General features: G+C 69.7%; 17 protein-coding genes. 13 read left to right on the plus strand and 4 right to left on the minus strand.

What is annotated here, in order from left to right:
• Positions 1 to 183: 183 nt before the first annotated feature.
• Positions 184 to 1,434 (minus strand): serine hydrolase domain-containing protein, encoded by a 1,251-nt coding sequence (locus ACWEKR_RS27260; protein ID WP_195087697.1) that lies wholly within the window; start codon positions 1,432 to 1,434, stop codon positions 184 to 186.
• A gap of 113 nt (positions 1,435 to 1,547) precedes the next feature.
• Positions 1,548 to 3,287, minus strand: coding sequence for a malto-oligosyltrehalose trehalohydrolase (gene treZ, locus ACWEKR_RS27265; protein WP_452356878.1), 1,740 nt, complete (start codon positions 3,285 to 3,287; stop codon positions 1,548 to 1,550).
• A gap of 543 nt (positions 3,288 to 3,830) precedes the next feature.
• On the opposite strand from treZ, the gene ACWEKR_RS27270 reads away from it, so the two are divergent.
• Positions 3,831 to 4,448 (plus strand): methyltransferase domain-containing protein, encoded by a 618-nt coding sequence (locus ACWEKR_RS27270; protein ID WP_195087691.1) that lies wholly within the window; start codon positions 3,831 to 3,833, stop codon positions 4,446 to 4,448.
• A 3-nt stretch (positions 4,449 to 4,451) separates the two neighbouring features.
• On the opposite strand, the gene ACWEKR_RS27275 is transcribed toward ACWEKR_RS27270, so the two are convergent.
• Entirely contained in the window at positions 4,452 to 4,853 is a 402-nt protein-coding gene (locus tag ACWEKR_RS27275) for a PPC domain-containing protein (RefSeq protein WP_452356879.1), read from the minus strand.
• Between the two features lie 160 nt (positions 4,854 to 5,013).
• Between ACWEKR_RS27275 and ACWEKR_RS27280 the strand changes: the two genes are divergently transcribed.
• The 4 genes from ACWEKR_RS27280 (at position 5,014) to ACWEKR_RS27295 (ending at position 8,341) form a co-directional block, all read left to right on the plus strand.
• Positions 5,014 to 5,586, plus strand: coding sequence for a TetR/AcrR family transcriptional regulator (locus ACWEKR_RS27280; protein ID WP_452356880.1), 573 nt, complete (start codon positions 5,014 to 5,016; stop codon positions 5,584 to 5,586).
• A 74-nt stretch (positions 5,587 to 5,660) separates the two neighbouring features.
• A complete protein-coding gene (locus tag ACWEKR_RS27285; RefSeq protein WP_452356881.1) occupies positions 5,661 to 6,857 on the plus strand; it encodes a Cmx/CmrA family chloramphenicol efflux MFS transporter in 1,197 nt (398 codons plus the stop codon).
• 87 nt (positions 6,858 to 6,944) lie between these two features.
• Positions 6,945 to 7,175, plus strand: coding sequence for a hypothetical protein (locus ACWEKR_RS27290; protein WP_452356882.1), 231 nt, complete (start codon positions 6,945 to 6,947; stop codon positions 7,173 to 7,175).
• Positions 7,172 to 8,341 (plus strand): epoxide hydrolase family protein, encoded by a 1,170-nt coding sequence (locus ACWEKR_RS27295; RefSeq protein WP_452356883.1) that lies wholly within the window; start codon positions 7,172 to 7,174, stop codon positions 8,339 to 8,341. Before ACWEKR_RS27290 ends, ACWEKR_RS27295 begins: the two co-directional genes overlap by 4 nt.
• Before the next feature lie 332 nt (positions 8,342 to 8,673).
• On the opposite strand, the gene dnaE is transcribed toward ACWEKR_RS27295, so the two are convergent.
• Positions 8,674 to 12,222 (minus strand): DNA polymerase III subunit alpha, encoded by a 3,549-nt coding sequence (gene dnaE, locus ACWEKR_RS27300; protein WP_195087677.1) that lies wholly within the window; start codon positions 12,220 to 12,222, stop codon positions 8,674 to 8,676.
• A gap of 322 nt (positions 12,223 to 12,544) precedes the next feature.
• Here dnaE and ACWEKR_RS27305 point away from each other — a divergent pair, with 322 nt between their 5' ends.
• The 8 genes from ACWEKR_RS27305 to ACWEKR_RS27340 form a co-directional block, all read left to right on the plus strand.
• The gene (locus ACWEKR_RS27305) at positions 12,545 to 12,982 is read left to right on the plus strand and encodes a hypothetical protein (RefSeq protein ID WP_195087675.1); all 438 of its coding nucleotides are present in this window, start codon (positions 12,545 to 12,547) and stop codon (positions 12,980 to 12,982) included.
• 210 nt (positions 12,983 to 13,192) lie between these two features.
• Positions 13,193 to 14,389 carry a sensor histidine kinase gene (locus tag ACWEKR_RS27310; RefSeq protein WP_452356884.1) on the plus strand — a complete coding sequence of 399 codons (1,197 nt, stop codon included), beginning with the start codon at positions 13,193 to 13,195 and terminating at the stop codon, positions 14,387 to 14,389.
• A 91-nt stretch (positions 14,390 to 14,480) separates the two neighbouring features.
• Positions 14,481 to 15,278, plus strand: coding sequence for a LytR/AlgR family response regulator transcription factor (locus ACWEKR_RS27315; RefSeq protein ID WP_452356885.1), 798 nt, complete (start codon positions 14,481 to 14,483; stop codon positions 15,276 to 15,278).
• Entirely contained in the window at positions 15,275 to 15,640 is a 366-nt protein-coding gene (locus ACWEKR_RS27320; RefSeq protein WP_452356886.1) for a hypothetical protein, read from the plus strand. Before ACWEKR_RS27315 ends, ACWEKR_RS27320 begins: the two co-directional genes overlap by 4 nt.
• Positions 15,641 to 16,271: 631 nt before the next feature.
• Positions 16,272 to 18,026: a sodium/solute symporter gene (locus tag ACWEKR_RS27325; protein WP_452356887.1), complete on the plus strand. Its 1,755-nt coding sequence runs from the start codon at positions 16,272 to 16,274 to the stop codon at positions 18,024 to 18,026.
• A gap of 161 nt (positions 18,027 to 18,187) precedes the next feature.
• Positions 18,188 to 18,544: a DUF485 domain-containing protein gene (locus tag ACWEKR_RS27330; protein WP_452356888.1), complete on the plus strand. Its 357-nt coding sequence runs from the start codon at positions 18,188 to 18,190 to the stop codon at positions 18,542 to 18,544.
• The gene (locus ACWEKR_RS27335) at positions 18,541 to 20,178 is read left to right on the plus strand and encodes a solute symporter family protein (RefSeq protein ID WP_281917083.1); all 1,638 of its coding nucleotides are present in this window, start codon (positions 18,541 to 18,543) and stop codon (positions 20,176 to 20,178) included. Before ACWEKR_RS27330 ends, ACWEKR_RS27335 begins: the two co-directional genes overlap by 4 nt.
• A gap of 51 nt (positions 20,179 to 20,229) precedes the next feature.
• A partial coding sequence (locus tag ACWEKR_RS27340; RefSeq protein ID WP_452356889.1) for an acetyl-coenzyme A synthetase N-terminal domain-containing protein occupies positions 20,230 to 20,412 on the plus strand: 183 nt, incomplete at its 3' end.

Raw genomic sequence — 20,412 nt, forward strand, 5'->3', positions numbered from 1 at the left:
CGCCGCCGACACCGGGCGCGTCTGCCCTCTCGAACGTCACGCCGCCGGTACCGGATGCCTCACGCCCCCGGTAGCGGCCACTTCAGCCATCCCGCCACCGGCGTATCGGGTACCTCACGCCACCTCGGCCGTCACACCACCGGTGTACCGGATGCCTCGAGCCCCCTCGGGCACGCGGGGAGCTCAGGCCGCCTTGGGCGTCTCCGTGGCCGGGATCCGGCGGCGGGACGAGCGCAGGCAGTTCAGCATGAGCGGCAGCAGCCAGAACGCGGCGGACTGGTCGTAGCTCAGCTGGGCGGCGGAGAGCCGGTTGTGCACGAAACCGACCGACAGGCCCAGCCGTGGTTCGGCCCAGCCGAAGGAGCCGCCCAGGCCGATGTGCCCGAACCCGGCGTGCGCGCCCGGCATCGGCAGGGAGTGGTAGCCGAGGCGCCACATCATCGGCAGGTAGAACAGCGCGCGATCGGGCTGGTAGGTCTCGATGCGGCGCAGGGCCTTCATGGTGTGGCGACCGAGGTACCTGCGGTCGGCCACGGTGCCGTCGCCCGCGAGCGCGCCGTACATCGTGGCCAGCGCGGGGGCGGTGGCCACACCGTTGCCCGCGCCGAGTTCGGTGTCCAGGATCGGCGGGCTCACGCCTTCCAGAATGGCTTCCAGACCTGGCAGGAACAGGCAGCGGGTGGCGGCGCCGAGCGCGCCGGGGATCCGGTGACTGCGGCCGAGAACCGCCGCGCCCAAAGGTTTTCCGAGCGCGCTGAGCTGGGTGCCCGCCAGCGGGGCGTAGGTGGTCGGCGCGCCCGCGGGCGGCTTGCCCAGGTGCAGGCCCTCGATGCCGAGCGGCTCGGCGACCTCGGTGCGGATCAGTTCCCCCAGGCCGGTGCCGGTGATCGAGCGAGTCAGGCCGCCGACCAGCCAGCCGAAGGTGAGCGCGTGGTAGGTGGGAACCCCGAGCAGGCGGTCGGGCTTCGCCGCCGCCAGGCGCTGCTCCATGAGTTCGTGATCCAGTACGTCGGCCAGGCCGCCGGTGGCGATGGGGGCCAGCGCGGACAGTCCGGCCCGGTGGGTGAGCAGATGACGAACGGTGATCTTGCGCTTGCCGTTGGCGCCGAACTCCGGCCAGTACTCCGCGACCGGGGCGGAGTAGTCGAGCAACCCGCGATCGGCGAGCCGATGCACGACGGTGGCGGCGATTCCCTTGGTGGCCGAGAAGATGATCGTGCCGGTGTCCCTGGTCCACGGAGCGTCACCGCCGGAGCCGACCCAGATGTCCACCAGCGGCTCTCCGTGCCGGTGCAGCGTGAACGCCGCGCCCGCACCCCGGCGAGTGCCGAACGCCCGTGCGAAAGCGCGCACGAACGGTGCGAATTCGGCGGCGGCGCTGCCACCCATCCCCGGGGGAAGAACCGCAAGGTCCCCGGAAGCGACGTTGCTCATCTCTCCACGGTAATGGCAGGGGACGATTCCGGCAAAGTACCTGTCTCGGACAGTTGTACGCCCGTTACCGGGCAACCGCCCGAAAGCCCGCCGCGAGCTGGGGTTCCACGCCCTCAGCGCGGGCCGGGCGGCGCGGTTTCCAGGAGGGTGAAGGAGTGGCCGGGAACGGTTGTGGCGGAAGGGCCGATCGTCGGCGACTCCCAGGACAACAGCGGGATGCCCGCGATCGGCACCGCCACCTGGTCCTCGCCGAGGTTGCACACCAGGGCCAGCGTGCCCCGGCGCACGACGATCCAGCGGGCGGCCTCGTCGTAGTCCACCGAAACGTGGGTCAGCCAGGGGTCACTGAGCTCCGCCCGGTCGCGGCGCAGGGCGAGCAGGGCTCGATAGCAGGACAGCAGCCGGGCGTGCTCCGGTTCGTCGGCTTCGGTCCAGTCGAGCTTGGAGCGCAGGAACGTCTTCACCTCCTGCGGATCCGGCACCTCGCCCGCGGGCCAGCCGTGGGCGGCGAACTCCTTCTTGCGCCCGGATGCGGTGGCGGCGGCGACCTCTGGATCGGTGTGCGAGGTGAAGAACTGGAACGGCGTGCGCGCCCCCCACTCCTCCCCCATGAACAGCATCGGCGTGAACGGCCCGCACAGCACGAGGGCGGCTTTGATCGCGAGCTGCCCGTCGGCCAGGTAGACGCTCGGGCGGTCGCCGAGCGCCCGGTTGCCGATCTGGTCGTGATTGCAGGTGTAGGCCAGCAGCGCGCTGCCCGGGATCAGGCTTCGATCGATCGGGCGGCCGTGCGTGCGCCCGCGGAAACTGGAATACGTTGCGGCGTGGAAGAAGCCGTGCTTCAGCGTGCGGGCCAGGCAGCGCAGCGAGCCGAAGTCGGCGTAGTAGCCCTGTCGTTCGCCGGAGACGGCGGTGTGCACGGCGTGGTGCAGGTCGTCGTTCCACTGGGCGGTGAGGCCGTAGCCACCGGCCGCGCGCGGGGTGATCAGCTTCGGATCGTTCAGGTCGCTCTCCGCGACCAGTGTCAGCGGCCTGCGCACGTGGGTGGCGAGCCGCTCGACGGCGACCGACAGTTCGGCCAGCAGATGTGTGGCGGTGCGGTCCACGAGAGCGTGCACCGCGTCCAGGCGCAAGGCGTCGATGTGGAAATCGCGCAACCAGCGCAGCGCGCTGCCGAGGATGTGGGCGCGCACATGATCGGACTGCGGGCCGTCCAGGTTGAGGCTCTGGCCCCAGGTGTTGCGGCCCTCGGTGAGGTAGGGCGCGAAGCGCGGCAGGTAGTTGCCGGACGGGCCGAGATGGTTGTAGACCACGTCCAGGCAGACCGCCAGCCCGCGTAGATGGCAGGCGTTCACGAACCGCTGTAAGCCGTCGGGCCCGCCGTAGCTCTCCTGCACCGCGTACCAGAGCACGCCGTCGTAGCCCCAGTTGTGGGTGCCGTCGAAGGCGTTCACCGGCATCACTTCGACCACGGTGACGCCCAGCCCGACCAGATGGTCGAGCCGTTCGATCGCGGCGTCGAAGGTGCCTTCGGGAGTGAACGTTCCGATGTGCAGCTCGTAGTAGACCGCCCCCGCCTGCGGTCGCCCGGTCCAGTGCGCGTCGGTCCACCCCGCCGGATCCAGGGTGTGCAGGGCCGAGCGTGCGTGTACTCCGTCGGGCTGGCGCGGGGAGCGGGGATCGGGCAGGACGGTCGGGTCGTCGTCGAGCAGGAAGCCGTATCCGGCACCGTCCGCGGCGGGCACGTCGGCGCGCCACCACCCGTCCGGCGACCGCCTCATCGAGTGGACGACACCCTCCAGATCCAGTCGCACCACCGCCGGCCGCGGCGCCCACACCTCGAACCTAGTCACCGCGCCAGCATCGCACGGGCACGCCCGGCCCGCCGGATACGGACACCGGCCTCGATGCAGCGGCCCCCCTGATGCGCGGCAACCGGCCGGTGGGCGTGGTCCGCGCGCGACCAGATCTGCGACCGACAGTGCTGCCGCGCGCCCGCTGCATTCCCGTACGCGGTGCCGCTCGTCCCACGGGGCCGACCACCGTCGGCATCACCCGCGCGGCGGTGGAGCCGGCCGGCCGCGACGGGATCGACGGCCTCACCATGCACCGCCCGGCCAGTGCGCTCGGCGTCGCCACCGCCAGGCTCTACCGCCACTTCCCGGCCGGGAAGCGCTCTGACGAGGATCGCGGGAGCTGGTGCTCGCCGAGATCCCGAAGTAGCGCCTCTTCCGCAGGCACCCGTGGATGCTGCCGCTGCCGGCGCACGTGCGCTCCCGCCAGCGTGACGTCAAGACGTCCGCGGTCGAGGGCGTGACCGGCCGAGCGCAGAAATCCCCCTGGCGAATGGTCGTCGGGCCCTGGTCTGAACCGGCCGTGGCTGCGAGAGTGGAGAGGTGGGCGTCTATGCGGAGCACGTGGTCCCCCGGATCGTCGACCTTGCCTGCGGGTTGCAGGACTTGAAGCCGTTACGTGAGCGGGCGTGCGCTGGACTGCACGGGCGGGTCGTGGAAATCGGTTTCGGTTCCGGATTGAATGTGCCGTTCTACCCGGCGGCGGTCGAGCAGGTGTGCGCGGTCGAGCCCGCCGACCTCGGCTGGCGGCTGGCGAGCGGCCGCCTCTCCGCCGCCACCGTGCCGGTCGAGCGGGCCGGGCTGGACGGGCAGGCACTGCCCTTCGCGGACGACACCTTCGACTGCGCCTTGTCGACCTGGACGATGTGCACCATCCCCGACATCGCCGCCGCGCTCGCCGAGGTGCGCCGGGTACTCGTCCCCGGCGGCACCCTGCACTTCGTCGAACACGGACGAGCGCCGGACGAGAAGGTGCGGGTGTGGCAGAACCGGCTGAACCCGGTGCAGAAACGACTGTTCGGCGGCTGCCATCTCAACCGCGACATCCGCGGCCTGGTGACAGACGCCGGTTTCGAGATGCGCGACGCCGAGTCGTTCTACGGGGAGCACGCTCCCCGCTTCCTGGTCGCCCAGACGCTCGGCGTCGCGGTGTCGCCCTGACGATCAGACGATGCGCACCGACAAGGTGTAGCTCGCGTTGCCACGGCTCGGCTCCACCGAGATGGTGTAGTAGCCGCTCTTGGGCAACGTGATCCGGCTCCAGGTCTCCTCCGCGCACAGCACACGTCCGTCCGGGCCGCTCGTGGTGAACCGCGCGTTGCCCTCGACGGAGGTGAGGTCGAGGGTCAAGGTCTGCCCGGCCCGCGCCTCGAAGGCGAAGGTGTCGGCGTCGCCGCGCACGACCGCTCCGTCGACCGACGTGTGGTCGCTTCCTGGCGCGAACTCGATCTCGTAGACCGAGCCCGCGTTCGCCGCGCCCGCCCCGACCGTCGCGACGGCGAACGCGGGGACGAACAGCGTGACGCCGAGTACGAGCAGGCGCAGGGTGCGCAGGATGGCTTGCATGATGTTCCTCGTTTCCTGGAGTGGACGACTTGCTCCAGAACTGTCCGCGCCCCCGCCTATCGGATGCTTAACAGTGGCTTGTGCTTTCGAACACCGCAGGTCGCGAGCTGTCCGCCACAATATTGGAACGATCTGTTCAAAACTGTGTTAGCGTGCACCCATGCCACGACCCAGATCGTTCGACGAGGACCGCGCGGTGGACGCGGCGATGCACGCGTTCTGGCGCGCGGGGTACGAGGCCACCTCCACCGAGGACCTCTGCGCCGCGACCGGCCTCGGCCGCAGCAGCATCTACAACACCTTCACCAGCAAGCGCGACCTGTTCGGCCGCGCACTGCGCCGCTACATGACGACGAAGAACGCCGCGACGTTCGACCTGCTCGACCGTGAGACGGAGGTGCGCGCCAAGATCCGCGCCCTGCTGTGGCAGATCGTCGAGGCCCCGGACGAGGAACCGCCGGGCTGCCTGGTGGTCAACTCGACGATCGAACTGGCCCCGCGCGACGCCGAACTGGCCGCCGTTCTCGCCGCCGATCACCAGCGACGACTCGCCGTGCTGACGGACGTGTTCGAGACGGCCAGGCGCGCGGGCGAGATCGCGCCGGACAAGAACCCGGCCGCTTTGGCGCACTTCGTGATCGCCACGATCGGGGGCATGCGGGTGGCCGTACGCGGCGGCGCCGACCGCGAGACCCTGGCCGCCATCGCGACCACAGCGCTCGACGCACTCTGAGACTTCCGCACATTCGGCGACGGCCTTGCCACGCCCTCATTTTAGATAGATCAGTACAAAACAAGGAGGTGCCGATGCCCGTGGCGATCTATGTCCTGGGGCTGTCGATCTTCGCCCAGGGCACCTCGGAGCTGATGCTCGCGGGCCTGCTCACCGAGATGGCCGCGGACCTGGGCGTCTCGGTGCAGCACGCGGGCCTGCTCATCTCGGGCTTCGCGCTGGGCATGCTGGTGGGCGCGCCGGTGCTGGCGGTGGCCACGCTGCGCTGGTCGCGGCGCACCGCCCTGCTGGCCTTCCTCGCGGTGTTTGTCGGCACCCACGTCATCGGGGCGCTCACCTCGGACTACTGGGTGCTGTTCGCGACCCGGGTGGTGGGCGCGTTCGTCTACGCCGGTTTCTGGGCGGTGGCCGCGACGACGGCGATCGGCCTCGTTCCGGCCACCGCGCGCGGCAAGGCGATGAGCATCGTCGCGGGCGGGCTAACTTTGGCCATCATCATCGGGCTCCCGGCGGGCACCGTGATCGGGCAGCAGCTGGGCTGGCGAGCGGCGTTCTGGGCGGTCGCGCTGTTGTCGGCGGCGGCCGGGATCGGCGTGCTGGCGAAGATCCCCGGCGGACGGACCGACGCGCCGCTGCGCCTGCGCACCGAACTGCGGACCATGATGCGTCCCGCGCTGTGGCTGTCCTACGCCACCACCGCGCTGTCCATCGCCGCGCTGATGGTCACCTTCGCCTATCTCGGGGCTCTGCTGTCCCGCACCACCGGCATGGCGGACGCCTGGATTCCGGCGGTACTCGGCGTCTATGGACTCGGCGCGTTCTTCGGCATCGTCCTCGGCGGGCGTACCGCCGACAATCACCCGCTGACAAGCCTGTACGTCGGCATCACCGGCGGTGTGCTCACTTCCGCGCTGCTGGCCCTCACGATGGAACACGCCGTGCCGGTCGTGCTGCTGTCGTTCCTGTTGGGCGCGTTCGGCTTCGGCATCAACCCGACCCTGAACAGCCGCGTCTTCACCCTCGCGGGCGACGCGCCCACCCTGGCGGGAGCCACCAACATCTCCTCGTTCAACGTCGGCATCACCGCAGGTCCCTGGCTCGGCGGCCTGGCCATCGGCGCGGGCCTCGGCTACCCGGCGACCGCGTGGATCGGCGTGATCCTCGGCGTGGCCGCCCTCGCCGTCGTCGCAGGCAGCCACGCTCTGCATCGCAAGGAGGCGGCGCGAGCGTCGGCCGACGCGCCCGCCCCGGCACTGGCCGAAGCGAGATAGCGCCGTCGCCGATCGGTCCGAAACGGCCCACGTGCCGGTCCGTTTCGGACGCCGAACTACGTGTGGACCGGTCCGGGCTCCGCGCGAATGGCCGACGTCATCGGACCGTCCGCTTTCGCCGAGCACGTGGCCACCGAGCTGGAGGCGGTCGGCTACACCGACGTTCGGAAGTACCGTGAAGGCATCCAGGATTGGACCGCTGCCGGACGGATGCGGATACCCCGCACCGGAGGCGTCGGGATCGAACTCCGTTACCTGGTCCTGGCGCGCCAACTGGTGGAAACCGTTCAACCGGCAGAGCAGAGAGAACAACGATGACCGACCGCGTTCGTCCCTACCGGATCGATATCCCCGAGGCTGATCTGCGTGACCTACGCGAACGGCTCCGTCGCACCCGGTGGCCGGAGCGTGAGCCGGTCACGGACTGGTCCCAAGGTGTGCCGCTGTCGTATCTGCGAGAGCTGTGCCGGTACTGGGCCGAGGAATACGATTGGTCGGCCACCGAAGCGCGACTGAACCGGATTCCGCAGATTCTCACCGAGATCGACAGCGTGCCGATGCATGCGCTCCACGTCCGTTCTCCGTATCCGGAAGCCGTCCCCCTCGTCCTCACTCATGGCTGGCCCGGCTCGTTCCTGGAGTTCGAGCAAGTCCTCGGGCCGCTCACTGATCCGGCGTCGTACGGCGGCGATCCGGCCGACGCGTTCCACGTCGTCGCGCCGTCCCTGCCTGGCTACGGTTTCAGCGGTCGCCCGACCGAGCCGGGCTGGGGTATCCACCGCATCGCACGTGCCTGGGTCGAGTTGATGACCCGGCTCGGCTACGAGAAGTTCGTAGCCGCAGGCAGCGACTGGGGTAGCAGCATCTCCACCAGCATCGCGTCGCAGCAACCGCATAGGTTGCTCGGCCTGCATCTCATCCCACCGCTGGCCGCACCTGAGCGCACCGAAGCGCACCTCACCGAGGCCGAACGGCGGGCACTCAGCGATCTCGAGGAGCGCACCCGCACCGGATCCGCCTACTCGGCGGTCCACGCCACGCGCCCGCAAACTCTGGGTTATGGGTTACTGGACTCACCGGCCGCGCTGTGCGCGTGGATCATGGAAAAGGTCTGGACCTGGAGCGACCACGAAGACGACCTCGACACCGTCTTGGACCGCGACCGGGTATTGGACAACGTCACGCTCTACTGGGTGACCGCGACCGGCGCTTCCTCCACTCGCCTGTACTGGGAGAGCATCGACGAAGTCACCGAGTGGTTCACCACCGCGGTCGGCGACCAGATCACAGTGCCGACGGCCGGCAGCGTGTTCCCCGCCGAGGTGCCCCGCCCGTCCCAGCGCTGGGCAGCCGAGCGCTTCACCAACATCGTGCATTGGGGACAGCCCGCGCGCGGTGGCCATTTCGCCGCGTGGGAACAACCAGAACTGTTCGTCGCCGAGGCCCGCGCCGCTCGACGAGCTTGCCTTGCCGCTCAACGGTGATCGCTCACCGCGGGAGCGGTGACCATTCGCCCTGACGGGCGCCGTTCCGTCCGCACGCCGCGGCGAAGCGCGTGCGACCGGCACGCGGCCGATCGGCGATACCTGGCGTCTGAGCGAGGCCGGGCCGGATCCGCCGGGGTCCGTCGTGTCGGCGCATCGGCGGATGCGCCGACACTGTTGCTTTCGGATTGCGGCGACACCGTGGCCGGCGGGTCGGTCGCACCGGCCCCACGCCGCCCGACGACGGCGCGAGTGGCCGGCGACCGGGCCGGCATCACTGCGGGTCACACAACCGCCGGACAGCCCGAACCCGACTGTGCGGAATCCGCCGATCAGCCGGCCAGGCAGCCCGGGCCGAGCAACGCCTTGAGGTCGCCCATCAGCGCCGAGGACGGTGAGACGCGCAGACGTTCGTCGAGTTTCAGCAGCGTGGTCTTGTCGCGTGCGCCGACGTGCCGGATATGGACGTCCGACGTGCCGGGGTGCCTGGACAAGACCCGCTTGAGCTCACCGATCTTGTCCGGGGTGCACATGCGGGTGGTGACCGTGACCGCGAGCGGCTTGGCCACGCCGACCGCGGACAGGTCGGGTACGGCGAGATCGTTGGCGATCAGCGAGATCCGGTCGTCGCGGACCGAGACGCGCGCTTTGACCAGCACGACGGCGTCCTCGACGACATCCATTCCGTACACGGAGTACGCCTGCGGGAAGAACAGCACCTCGATGCCACCGGTGAGGTCTTCCAGCTGGGCCGAGGCCCAGGCCAGGCCGTTCTTGTTGATGCGCCGGTTCACCGAGGCGAGGATGCCGCCGACGGTGACCTGCGTGCCGTCCTTGATATCGCCTTCCAGGATGGCGGGAATCTGCGTGTCGGCCTGCGCCGCGAGGACGTGCTCGACGCCGTTGAGCGGATGTCCGGACACATACAGGCCGAGCATCTCCCGCTCCAGCGCGAGGCGGTGCTTGGACTCCCACTCCTCGTCGGGCACCTTCACGTTGAACACCGAAGTCACCGACTCGTCCGCGTCCAAGCCGCCGAACAGGTCGAATTGACCCATCGCCTCGGCCTTCTTGGTGGCCATCACGGCATCGATGGCGTCGGAGTGGATCAGCATCAGACCCTTGCGCGGATGTCCGAGCGAGTCGAAACCGCCTGCCTTGATGAGCGATTCGGTGACCTTCTTGCTCGCGGCGATCGCGTCGATCTTGTTCAGGTAGTCGGAGAAGTCGGTGAACTTCGACTTCTCCTTGCGCGCCTGGATGATCGAGGCCACGACGTTCGCGCCGACGTTGCGCACCGCGCCGAGACCGAAGCGGATGTCCTTGCCGACGGAGGCGAAGTTCTGCTCGGATTCGTTGACGTCCGGCGGAAGCACGGTGATGCCGAGGCGGCGGCAGTCCGACAGGTAGACCGCGGCCTTGTCCTTGTCGTCGCCGACGGAGGTGAGCAGGCCCGCCATGTACTCGGCCGGATAGTTGGCCTTGAGATAGGCGGTCCAGAACGAGACCAGCCCATAGCCGGCGGCGTGCGACTTGTTGAACGCGTAACCGGCGAACGGAAGAATGGTGTCCCACAACGCCTTCACCGCGGCCTCGGAGAATCCGTTCGCGGTCATGCCCTCGTGGAAGCCCTTGTACTCGGCCTCGAGCACTTCGAGCTTCTTCTTACCCATGGCCTTGCGCAGCGCGTCGGCCTTGCCCATCGAGTAGGAGGCGACCTTCTGCGCGATGAACATGATCTGCTCTTGGTAGACGATCAGGCCGTAGGTCTCGGCGAGGATGTCCTCGAGCGGCTCCTCCAGTTCGGGGTGGATCGGCTTGATCGGCTGCCGCCCGTTCTTGCGGTCGGCGTAGTCGTTGTGCGCGTTCATGCCCATCGGGCCGGGCCGGTACAGCGCGAGCACGGCGACGATGTCGTTGAAGCCGGTGGGCTGCATGCGGCGCAGGAGGTCGCGCATGGGGCCGCCGTCGAGCTGGAAGACGCCGAGGGTGTCACCGCGCGAGAGCAATTCGTAGGTGGCGGGATCGTCCAGCGGCAGGTTGTCCATGTCCAGGTCGATGCCGCGGTTGGCCTTGATGTTGTCCAGCGCGTCACCGATGACGGTGAGGTTGCGCAGGCCGAGGAAGTCCATCTTCAGCAGGCCTATGGCCTCGCAGGACGGGTAGTCCCACCCGGTGATGATCGCCCCGTCCTGGGGCCGCTTCCACACCGGGATGGCGTCCATCAACGGCTCGGAGGACATGATCACCGCGCAGGCGTGCACACCCGCATTGCGGATCAGGCCCTCGAGGCCGCGCGCGGTCTCGTAGATCTTGGCCACGTCCGGGTTGCTGCCGATGAGCTCGCGGACCTCGGCGGCTTCCTTGTACCGCTCGTGATCGGGGTCCATGATGCCCGACAGCGGGATGTCCTTGGCCATGATCGGCGGCGGCAGCGCCTTGGAGATCTGGTCGGCGATGGCGAAGCCGGGCTGGCCGAACTGGACGCGCGCGGAGTCCTTGATCGCGGCCTTGGTTTTAATCGTGCCGAACGTGATCACCTGGGCAACCCGGTCGGTACCCCACTTCTCGGTGGCGTAGCGGACCATCTCACCGCGGCGGCGATCGTCGAAGTCGATATCGATATCGGGCGCGGACGGGCGCTCCGGGTTGAGGAACCGCTCGAACAGCAGGCCGTGCGGCAGCGGGTCGATATTGGTGATGCCGAGCGCGTAGGCGACCAGCGAACCGGCCGCCGAGCCACGGCCGGGGCCCACCCGGATGCCGACTTCCCGCGCGTGCTTCACCAGGTCGCCGACGACGAGGAAGTAGGCGGGGAAGCCCTTCTGCTTGATGACGTCGAGCTCGAAGTAGGCGCGGGTGTAGTACTCCTCCGGCACGCCGCCCGGGAACCGGCGCGCCAGGCCGCGGTCGACCTCCTTGCGCAACCAGGAATCCTGGTCCTCGCCCTCGGGCACCGGGAAGATCGGCATGCGGTCCTTGAAGGCCCACACGTCGTCGTAGGACTGGACCCGTTCGCCGATCAGCACCGTGTTGTCGCACGCGCCGGGCACCTCGGCGTCCCACAGCGCGCGCATCTCCTCGGCGGACTTCAGGTAGTAGCCATCACCGTCGAACTTGAACCGCGTGGGGTCCGAGAGCGTCTTGCCGGTCTGCACGCACAGCAGCGCCTCGTGGTTGGCGGACTGATCCTTGGTGACGTAGTGGCAGTCGTTCGTGGCCAGCGCCGGGATGCCCAGCTGCTTGCCGACGTTCAGCAGTCCCTCGCGGACCCGGCGCTCGATGGACAGGCCGTGGTCCATGACCTCGAGGAAGAAGTTGTCCTTGCCGAAGATCTCCTGCCACTTGGCCGCGGCCTCCAGCGCCTCACGCTCGTGCCCGAGGCGCAGGCGGGTCTGCACCTCGCCGGAAGGGCAGCCGGTCGTCGCGATGATCCCCTCGGCGTACTGGGCGATGATCTCCGCGTCCATGCGCGCCCACTTGCCGAGCTGGCCCTCGATCGAGGCCAGTGAGGAGAGCTTGAACAGATTGCGCAGGCCGGTCGCGTTCTCGGCGACCATGGTCATGTGGGTGTAGGCGCCGGAGCCGGAGACGTCGTCGCCCTTCTGGCTGGGATCGCCCCACTGCACACGCTTGGTGTCGAACCGGGAGGCGGGCGCGATGTAGGCCTCGATGCCGATGATCGGCTTGATGTCGTGCTTCTTGGCCGAGTTGTAGAACTCCGAGGCGCCGTACATGTTGCCGTGGTCGGTCATCCCGACCGCGTTCATCCCCAGCCGTTTCGCCTCGGTGAACAGTGGCGAGATCTTGGCCGCACCATCGAGCATGGAGTACTCGGTGTGGTTGTGCAGATGGACGAACGATCCGGACGAGGCGGCCAAGACGGTCCTTCCTCCCAAGGTCTCGACGGGGGTTGGCTGGACCGATTCTAGGCGGGCCCACCGACTGCTTCGGACCGGCGCGCTGGCTTCCCGGGGAGGCTCGGCGTGTCGGTGAGGATGGTCACCGGCGCGTCCTGGCGACTCGCCGTGTGAGCGGCCGATTTCCGCGAGTGTCGGGACTGCGCGGGAATGCCGAAACCACCGGCCGAGGGCCGTGACACGGCGGTACTCTCTGCTTCCCTCCCCGCGACGCTGCCGAGCGCTTCCGGGGACGGACGAGCACGACAGGCAGGATTGTTTTCCCGAAATCGTGGAGGTGTCGATGTATTCGACGACAGCGCTGTTGACCGTCCCCCTCACCGCGATGGCGGCACTGGTCGCGACGGCCGCGCCCGCGACGGCCGCCCCCGCCGCGTTCGCCACCGTGTACACCCTGGCTCAGGGGCCGTGCGTGGGTCAGGTGCAGATGTCGGTCAACGGCAACGCCTATCCCAACCAGGCGGCGTTCACCGTGGGCGCGACGCTGGTCGGCACCGGGCCGTGCACGCTGCCGATCACGCTGAACTGGCACAACGTCGGCACCGGCCAGGAAGGCACCTTCCAGGTGGTCGCCCAAGGCCCCGGCTACTGGGGCAACAGCAGTCACTCCACGCTGTTCGCGCCCGGCATCGGCCAGTTCACCGCGACCGTCACCATCGGCGCGGCGCACTTCCCCGACCCGGGCACCGTCGAGTTCACGGTGCCTCCGTACCAGGGCTGAGACTCCCCCAGGCCGGACCGCGCCCTCGCCCGGCGGCGGCGCGGTCCGCGCTCGACTCGAACCGGCCGGTTCGTGCGGCCGCCATGGCGATCGTTTGTCGCACACCCCCGCGCTCGACCGCACGCCGTCTTCGCGCTACCCGGCCGCCACCGCCCAGCAACCGATCAGGTCGGATAATCAGCCCATGAAGACCCCGCGCCGCTGCCCGCCATGACCACCGCGCTCGCCCTCGCGGCCACGGCGGCACTGATCGCCGGTGCCCTGCTGATCTGGTCGCGCACCCGCAGAGTGGTGACCACCCCCGCCGAGCGGGCGGTGCATTCGGCGCTGCACATCGCGTCGCTCGCGGCGGTGCCGCTACGGCGCGGGCTCACCGAGCAGTCCGCCCGGGAAGCGGCCCAGCACCTGCGAGCACTCACCGGGGCCGAGGCGCTCGCGCTGGCCGGTCCCGACGGCGCCCTGCTGGCCTGGGACGGGCCGCACGCCGAACTGGCCGAATACTTCGGCGAAGCCGCCGAGCGCGCCGTCGCGGGCGAGCGTCCGGTGCTCGTCGCCGGACCGGGCCGGGGCGAACACGCGGGACGCACCCTGATCGCGCAACCGCTGCTGATCGAATCCAACGGCGTGGCCGGGGTCCTGGGCGTGGTGAGCACCGGACAGCCGGGACCGGGTCGGCTCGGCGCGGTCGCCGAAGTGGCCCGGTATGCCTGCGGACAGCTCGAACTGGCCGAACTGGACGCGTCGCGGGCCCGGCTGGACCGCGCCGAGGTGCGTGCGCTGCGGGCGCAGATCAGCCCGCATTTCATCTACAACGCGCTCAACACCATCGCCTCGTTCGTCCGCACCGACCCGGCGCGCGCCAGGGAGCTGATCCTCGAGTTCGCCGACTTCACCCGCTACTCCTTCCGCGCCGCGGGCGAATTCACGGTGCTGTCGGACGAGTTGCGCAACATCGAGCGGTACCTCGCGCTGGAACGCGCCCGTTTCGGCGACGCGCTGCAGGTCCGGCTGCGGATCGCGCCCGAGGTGCTCGGCGTGGTCCTGCCCTTCCTGGCGCTGCAGCCGCTGGTGGAGAACGCGGTGCGGCACGGGCTGGCAGGCACCGCCCACGGCGGGACCGTCAGCATCGTCGCCACCGACGCGGGCACCGACTGCGTGATCAGCGTCGAGGACGACGGCGTCGGCATGGACCCGGACCTCCTGCGCTCCGGCGCGCTGGACGCCGTCGACGCCGGGACGGGCCCCGCCGGGTCGGGAGAGTCCGCGCATGTCGGCCTGGCCAACGTCGACGACCGATTGCGCGCGGCCTTCGGCGACGACTACGGCTTGGTCGTGGAAACCGCCCCCGGCGCGGGCACGAAGGTCAGCTTGCGCGTCCCCAAATTCCGCGCGGGCATCCGGCCATGACCCCGGCATGCGCGACGCCCCGCAGCAGCGCGCGTCCCGCCGACGACACCCGATCGGCCGCCCGGCAGGGGAGCTTTACGATGGTGCGATTGTGACCCGCGTTACCGGCAAGCCGGCGGGCGCGCTGCGCGTGCTCGCCGTGGACGACGAGAAACCCGCTCTGGACGAGCTGGTGTATCTGCTACGCGCGCGGACCGAGATCGGGGACATCCACGCGGCGGGCGACGCCACCAGCGCGCTACGGGTGCTGCGCGCCCATCCGGTCGACGCGGTCTTCCTGGACATCAACATGCCCGGCCTGGACGGTATGGAACTGGCGGGCATCCTGTCGGAGTTCGCCAATCCGCCCGCCGTGGTCTTCGTGACCGCGCACGATGACCGGGCGATCGCCGCGTTCGACCTCGGCGCGGTGGACTACCTGCTGAAGCCGCTGCGCGAGGCCCGGCTCGCGGAGGCGGTGCGGCGGATCGCGGCGGCCCGCAGCACGCCACACCAGCCGGCCGCCGACGCGCGCGCCGCTGCGAGCGAGGTCATTCCGGTGGAGCTGGGCGGGGTGACGACGCTGGTGCCGAGATCGAGCGTGAGCTGGGTCGAAGCCGACGGTGATTACGCGCGGCTGCACACGAGCGCCGGGTCGCATCTGGTACGGATCCCGTTGTCGGCGTTGGAAGCACGCTGGCAGGACGCGGGCTTCTTGCGTGTGCACCGCTCGTATCTGGTGGCGCTGCGACTGGTCACCGGGCTACGCACGGTGGGTTCCGGCACCGTGGTGTGCCTGCGCGCCGAGGGCGACGCGCGAGCGGTCGAACTGCCGGTGAGCCGACGACAGGTGCGCGAACTGAAACAGCGGCTGGTGCACCGACCGCGGCAACACTGGGGCAATCAGTGACCGCGCCGCAGCGCCCGGCGCGCAGCCGCGTCGTGCTCTCCGAGCGACGAGGCGCACGGCGGGTGCGCACGCGAGTGGAAGTCGCCGAGCAGACCGAGTTCGGCGAGGCGCTCATCGGCGGCCTCATCCGCGCGCAACTCGGACTCGCGCTGCGCGTGGGCTTGGTGACGATCGCGCTGCTGTGCGCGCTGCCGGTGCTGTTCCGCACCGGCTCGATCGGATCGATGACGGTGCTGGGCATCCGTTTGCCGTGGCTGCTGCTCGGCGGTGCGGTATACCCGTTGCTGTTCCTGATCGGCCGCACGTATGTGCGCTTGGCCGAACGCAACGAACAGGATTTCCTCGAACTGGCCGAGGACTGACAGTGCGCCCGGCCCGAACTCCTCCCGCGGCACGGACGCCCGGTTCCGCCCACCCGCACGTGGCCCGTCACCATCCACACCCTCCGATCGGCGCGCGGACATCCCGAGTGCCCGGCCGGAACCGGTGGCTCCCGCGAGCGGGGCGAGCTTGCCCGGATGGGGGCGCCTCGCCCACACCGGCCAGAGGGCCCGCATCGCACGCCGAACCGTTCCCTTCACCCACCGGCCGAGATCTGATGAAGCGCCCGACCCGAACCTCCGCCGAGGTGCGGGCGACCCGCTTCGCCCGCCCCCACGTGGCCCGTGCCGATCCGCGCCCTACCGGCGAGTCCATGCCATCCACCGGGAGCCGGTGGACCCGGAGACCGTCACGATCCCCAGCGGACGCGTCAACCGCACCGGCGACCTGGGGCGCATCGCACACCGAACCGCTCCGTTCACCCCCCGGCCGAAACTTCACCAGGACCCAGGTACCCCGCGGATTCAGCCAACCCGCCCAAAAACGCACCCCGACGCCGGGCACGACACCCACACGGACCGCATCGCACACCGAACCGCTCCGTTCACTCACCGGTCGAGATGGCGGCGCGGCGTGCCGCACCGATCCATCCGGCCCGCCCGGAGGCAGGCCATGATGCCGGGCACGGCCCCGGCGCTGACGGTGGCTGCGCTGATGCTCGCGGCGCTGGCGACGGTCGCGATCGGCGCGTACGGCGTGCGTCTGGCCCGCACCACCTCGGATTTCCTCGTCGCTTCGCGCAGCGTGGGCCCGCGCTGGAACGCCGCCGCGATTTCCGGCGAATACCTTTCGGCCGCCTCGTTCCTCGGCGTGGCCGGGTTGATCGCGAAGTACGGCGCCGACGCGCTGTGGTACCCGGTGGGATTCACCGCCGGATATCTGGCGCTGCTGTTGTTCGTCGCCGCACCGCTGCGCCGCTCCGGCGCGTACACGGTGCCCGACTTCGCCGAATTCCGGCTCGGCTCATTGCGTTTGCGCAGGCTCGCGGCCACCGTCGTGGTGCTCATCTGCGCGGTGTATCTCATCCCGCAGTTCCAAGGGGCCGGATTGACGCTGCACATCCTGCTCGGTGTTCCGGACTGGGTGGGGGCGGTGGCGGTGGGCGCGATCGTGATCGCCAACGTGGTCGGCGGCGGGATGCGCTCGATCACGCTGGTCCAGGCGTTCCAGTACTGGTTGAAACTGACCGCGGTGGCGCTGCCCGCGCTGGTGCTGCTCGGGCACTTCCTGGCCGACGAGCGCGAACTGGGCGCGCCCGCCCCGCCGGTGGTGACCGAACGCACGACCGTCGACGTGACCACCGACGTGGTGGTGCGGGTCAGCGCGCCGCAGCGGGTCTCGATCACCGGGACCCTGGACGAGCACGCGGTCGACGGCCCGGTGCCGCTGGCACCCGGCGCGCACGAGCTGGCCGCGGGAACGCGGTTGGTGCTCGAGGCGGGGGCGGCGGTGCCGGTGGTGGCGGGCGCACCGGCCGACGGCGCGGGCTGGCTGGCGCCCGGCGGCGGCTTGGGCGGACCGCATCCGACCTACCAGGTCTATTCGCTGATCCTCGCGACCTTCCTCGGCACCATGGGTCTGCCGCACGTGCTGGTGCGTTTCTACACCAACCCGGACGGGCGGGCCGCGCGCGCGACCGCGCTCGCGGTGATCGGCCTGGTCGGGCTGTTCTACCTGTTCCCCGTCCTGCTGGGCGCGTTCGCCCGGCTGTACGTGCCGCAGCTACTGATCACCGGGACCTCCGATGCGGCGGTGGTGCTGCTGCCCGGATCGGTGGTGGCGGGACTGCCTGGCCAGTTGCTCGCGGCGCTGGCCGCCGCGGGCGCGATCGCCGCGTTCCTGTCGACCTCGTCCGGACTGCTGGTGAGCATCGCGGGCGTGCTCAGTACCGACATGCTGCGCGGGCGGATCCGGGACTTCCGCACCGCGGCCCTGGTCGCGGGCTCGGTGCCGCTGGCGCTGTCGCTGACGGTGGTGTCGCTGGATCTGTCCCGCACCGTCGGCCTGGCCTTCGCGGTGGCCGCCTCCACGCTGTGCCCGCTGCTGGTGCTCGGCATCTGGTGGCGCGGGCTGACCGCGACGGGCGCGGCGGCCGGTCTGATCGCGGGCGGGCTCGCCGCGGGCACCGCCACCGCCGTCTCGGTGACCGGCGGATTCTCCGACGACGTGGCGGGCGGCTGGCCCGCGGCGCTGCTCGGCTATCCGGCGGCGATCAGCGTGCCCCTGGCGTTCGCCACCATGGTGCTGGTCAGCTCGGTCACCCGGGGGCTGGAGACCAGAACGGTGAGCCGGATCTTCGTCCGGATGCACGCACCCGAGCGTCTGGGCATGGGCGCCGATCGCGAGCGCAGTCTGCGCTCGGACTGACCGCCCACCGCACTGCCGCCCGACCGTTCGTCGCGCGGTATCGACCGCTCACCGCAGATTAGGACACCTTCACGGAGTGACCCACGCCACAGCCTACTGGCGTCCCGCGGGTCTGGCTTACCGTCCTCGAGAAGTAAGCCACGTCACTTGGTAGGACCATCATGACCAGTACCGAACTCGACGACACCGCCCCGCGGCGAGCGCCGAGCGCAGCAGAATTCGCCGAAGTCCAGGCCAGCCCCCAATTCCAGGAACTGCGAACGCGGTTGCGCCGCTTCGTGTTTCCGATGACCGCGTTGTTCCTGCTCTGGTACCTCGGTTACGTCCTGCTCGGCGCCTACGCCCACGACTTCATGAGTCGTCCGGTGTTCGGCAACGTCAACGTCGGATTGCTGCTCGGCCTCGGTCAATTCGTCTCCACCTTCGCCATCACCGCGCTCTACGTCCGGTTCGCCAACCGGGAACTGGATCCGCGCGCGGCGAAGATCCGCGGCTACCTCGAGGGAGAACGAGCGTGAACACCGTGCACACCTACGCCGCCGCCGCGACAGTCGGCAATCCGGTCGCCAATATCGCCATCTTCGGCGTCTTCGTCGTGTTCACCATGATCGTGGTGATCCGGGCCAGCCGGAACAACGCCACCGCCGCCGACTATTTCACCGGGGGGCGCGGCTTCTCCGGCCCGCAGAACGGCGTCGCCATCGCGGGCGACTATCTTTCCGCCGCGAGCTTCCTCGGCATCGCGGGTGCGATCGCGGTCTATGGCTACGACGGATTCCTCTACTCCATCGGATTCCTCGTCGCCTGGCTGGTCGCGCTGCTGCTGGTCGCCGAGATGCTCCGCAACACCGGCAAATTCACCATGGCCGACGTGCTGAGCTTCCGGCTGAAGGAAGGCCCGGTGCGCACCGCCGCCGCCCTGTCCACGCTCACCGTGTCGCTGTTCTACCTGCTCGCGCAGATGGCGGGCGCGGGCGGACTCGTCGCGTTGCTGCTGGACATCTCCGACAAGACCGGACAGTCCGTCGTGATCGCCGTCGTCGGCGTGCTGATGATCGTGTACGTGCTGGTCGGCGGCATGAAGGGCACCACGTGGGTACAGATCATCAAGGCCGTGCTGCTGATCGTGGGCGCGGCGCTGATGACCGTCATGGTGTTCGCCAAGTTCGGTTTCAACGTCTCCGACATTCTCGGCTCCGCGCAGGAAGCCGTCTCCGAATCGTCGAACAAGGCCGTCGCGGCGCGTGACGTCCTCGCCCCCGGGGCGCAGTACGGCGGCAGTGAGACTTCGAAGCTCAACTTCCTGTCCCTCGGTCTTGCGCTGGTGCTCGGCACCGCGGGCCTGCCGCACGTGCTGATGCGCTTCTACACCGTGCCCACCGCCAAAGAAGCGCGGCGCTCGGTGGTCTGGGCGATCGGCCTGATCGGCGCGTTCTACCTGTTCACCCTGGTGCTGGGCTACGGCGCGGCGGCGATCGTCGGGCCGGACCGGATCCTGGCGGCCGCGGGCGGGCAGAATTCGGCGGCGCCGCTGCTGGCCTTCGAACTCGGCGGCGTGGTGCTGCTCGGCGTGATCTCCGCGGTCGCCTTCGCCACCATCCTGGCGGTGGTCGCGGGGCTGACCATCACCGCGTCGGCGTCGTTCGCCCACGACATCTACGCCAATGTCATCAAGCGCGGCAAAGCCGGTGAGCGCGAACAGGTCCGAGTCTCCCGGATCACCGCGGTGGTGATCGGCGTGCTGGCCATCGCCCTGGGCATCCTCGCCAACGGGCAGAACGTCGCCTTCCTGGTGGCGCTGGCGTTCGCGGTCGCGGCGTCGGCGAACCTGCCGACCATCCTGTACTCGCTGTTCTGGCGGCGGTTCAACACCACCGGCGCGCTGTGGAGCATGTACGGCGGCCTGATCTCGACGATCGTGCTGATCGTGTTCTCGCCCGCGGTTTCCGGCACCAAGACCGCCATGCTGCCCGGCATGGACTTCGACTGGTTCCCGCTGTCCAACCCGGGCATCGTGTCCATCCCGTTGGCGTTCCTGCTCGGCGTGCTCGGAACCTTCGTCGGCGGCAGGTCCGAGGATCCGGCCAAGGCGGCGGAGATGGAGGTTCGCTCGCTCACCGGCGTGGGGGCGGAGAAGGCGGTGGTGCACTGATCGTCGCCCGGCATACCCCGTCCCCCTTGCTCTTTCGTTAGGAGATCTCGCGTGACCAGCGCAACCACCGATGACGGCGGCACCATCACCGCCTACCCGCCGACCGCGGAGTTCGCCGCGCAGGCGAACGCCGACGCCGCGCTCTATGAGCGGGCGGCGGCCGATCGTGACGCGTTCTGGGCCGAACAGGCCGGGCGGCTGCACTGGCACGAACCGTTCACCCGGGTGCTGGAC

The organism is Nocardia sp. NPDC004573, from assembly GCF_053602135.1.

What these genes read in the sequence shown, in the direction of transcription:
- ACWEKR_RS27260 (WP_195087697.1), bottom strand. Translation starts at nt 1,434, where the DNA reads ATGAGCAACGTCGCTTCCGGGGACCTTGCGGTTCTTCCCCCGGGGATG.
- ACWEKR_RS27275 (WP_452356879.1), bottom strand. Translation starts at nt 4,853, where the DNA reads ATGCAAGCCATCCTGCGCACCCTGCGCCTGCTCGTACTCGGCGTCACG.
- ACWEKR_RS27280 (WP_452356880.1), top strand. Translation starts at nt 5,014, where the DNA reads ATGCCACGACCCAGATCGTTCGACGAGGACCGCGCGGTGGACGCGGCG.
- ACWEKR_RS27285 (WP_452356881.1), top strand. Translation starts at nt 5,661, where the DNA reads ATGCCCGTGGCGATCTATGTCCTGGGGCTGTCGATCTTCGCCCAGGGC.
- ACWEKR_RS27290 (WP_452356882.1), top strand. Translation starts at nt 6,945, where the DNA reads ATGGCCGACGTCATCGGACCGTCCGCTTTCGCCGAGCACGTGGCCACC.
- ACWEKR_RS27295 (WP_452356883.1), top strand. Translation starts at nt 7,172, where the DNA reads ATGACCGACCGCGTTCGTCCCTACCGGATCGATATCCCCGAGGCTGAT.
- ACWEKR_RS27305 (WP_195087675.1), top strand. Translation starts at nt 12,545, where the DNA reads ATGTATTCGACGACAGCGCTGTTGACCGTCCCCCTCACCGCGATGGCG.
- ACWEKR_RS27310 (WP_452356884.1), top strand. Translation starts at nt 13,193, where the DNA reads ATGACCACCGCGCTCGCCCTCGCGGCCACGGCGGCACTGATCGCCGGT.
- ACWEKR_RS27325 (WP_452356887.1), top strand. Translation starts at nt 16,272, where the DNA reads ATGATGCCGGGCACGGCCCCGGCGCTGACGGTGGCTGCGCTGATGCTC.
- ACWEKR_RS27330 (WP_452356888.1), top strand. Translation starts at nt 18,188, where the DNA reads ATGACCAGTACCGAACTCGACGACACCGCCCCGCGGCGAGCGCCGAGC.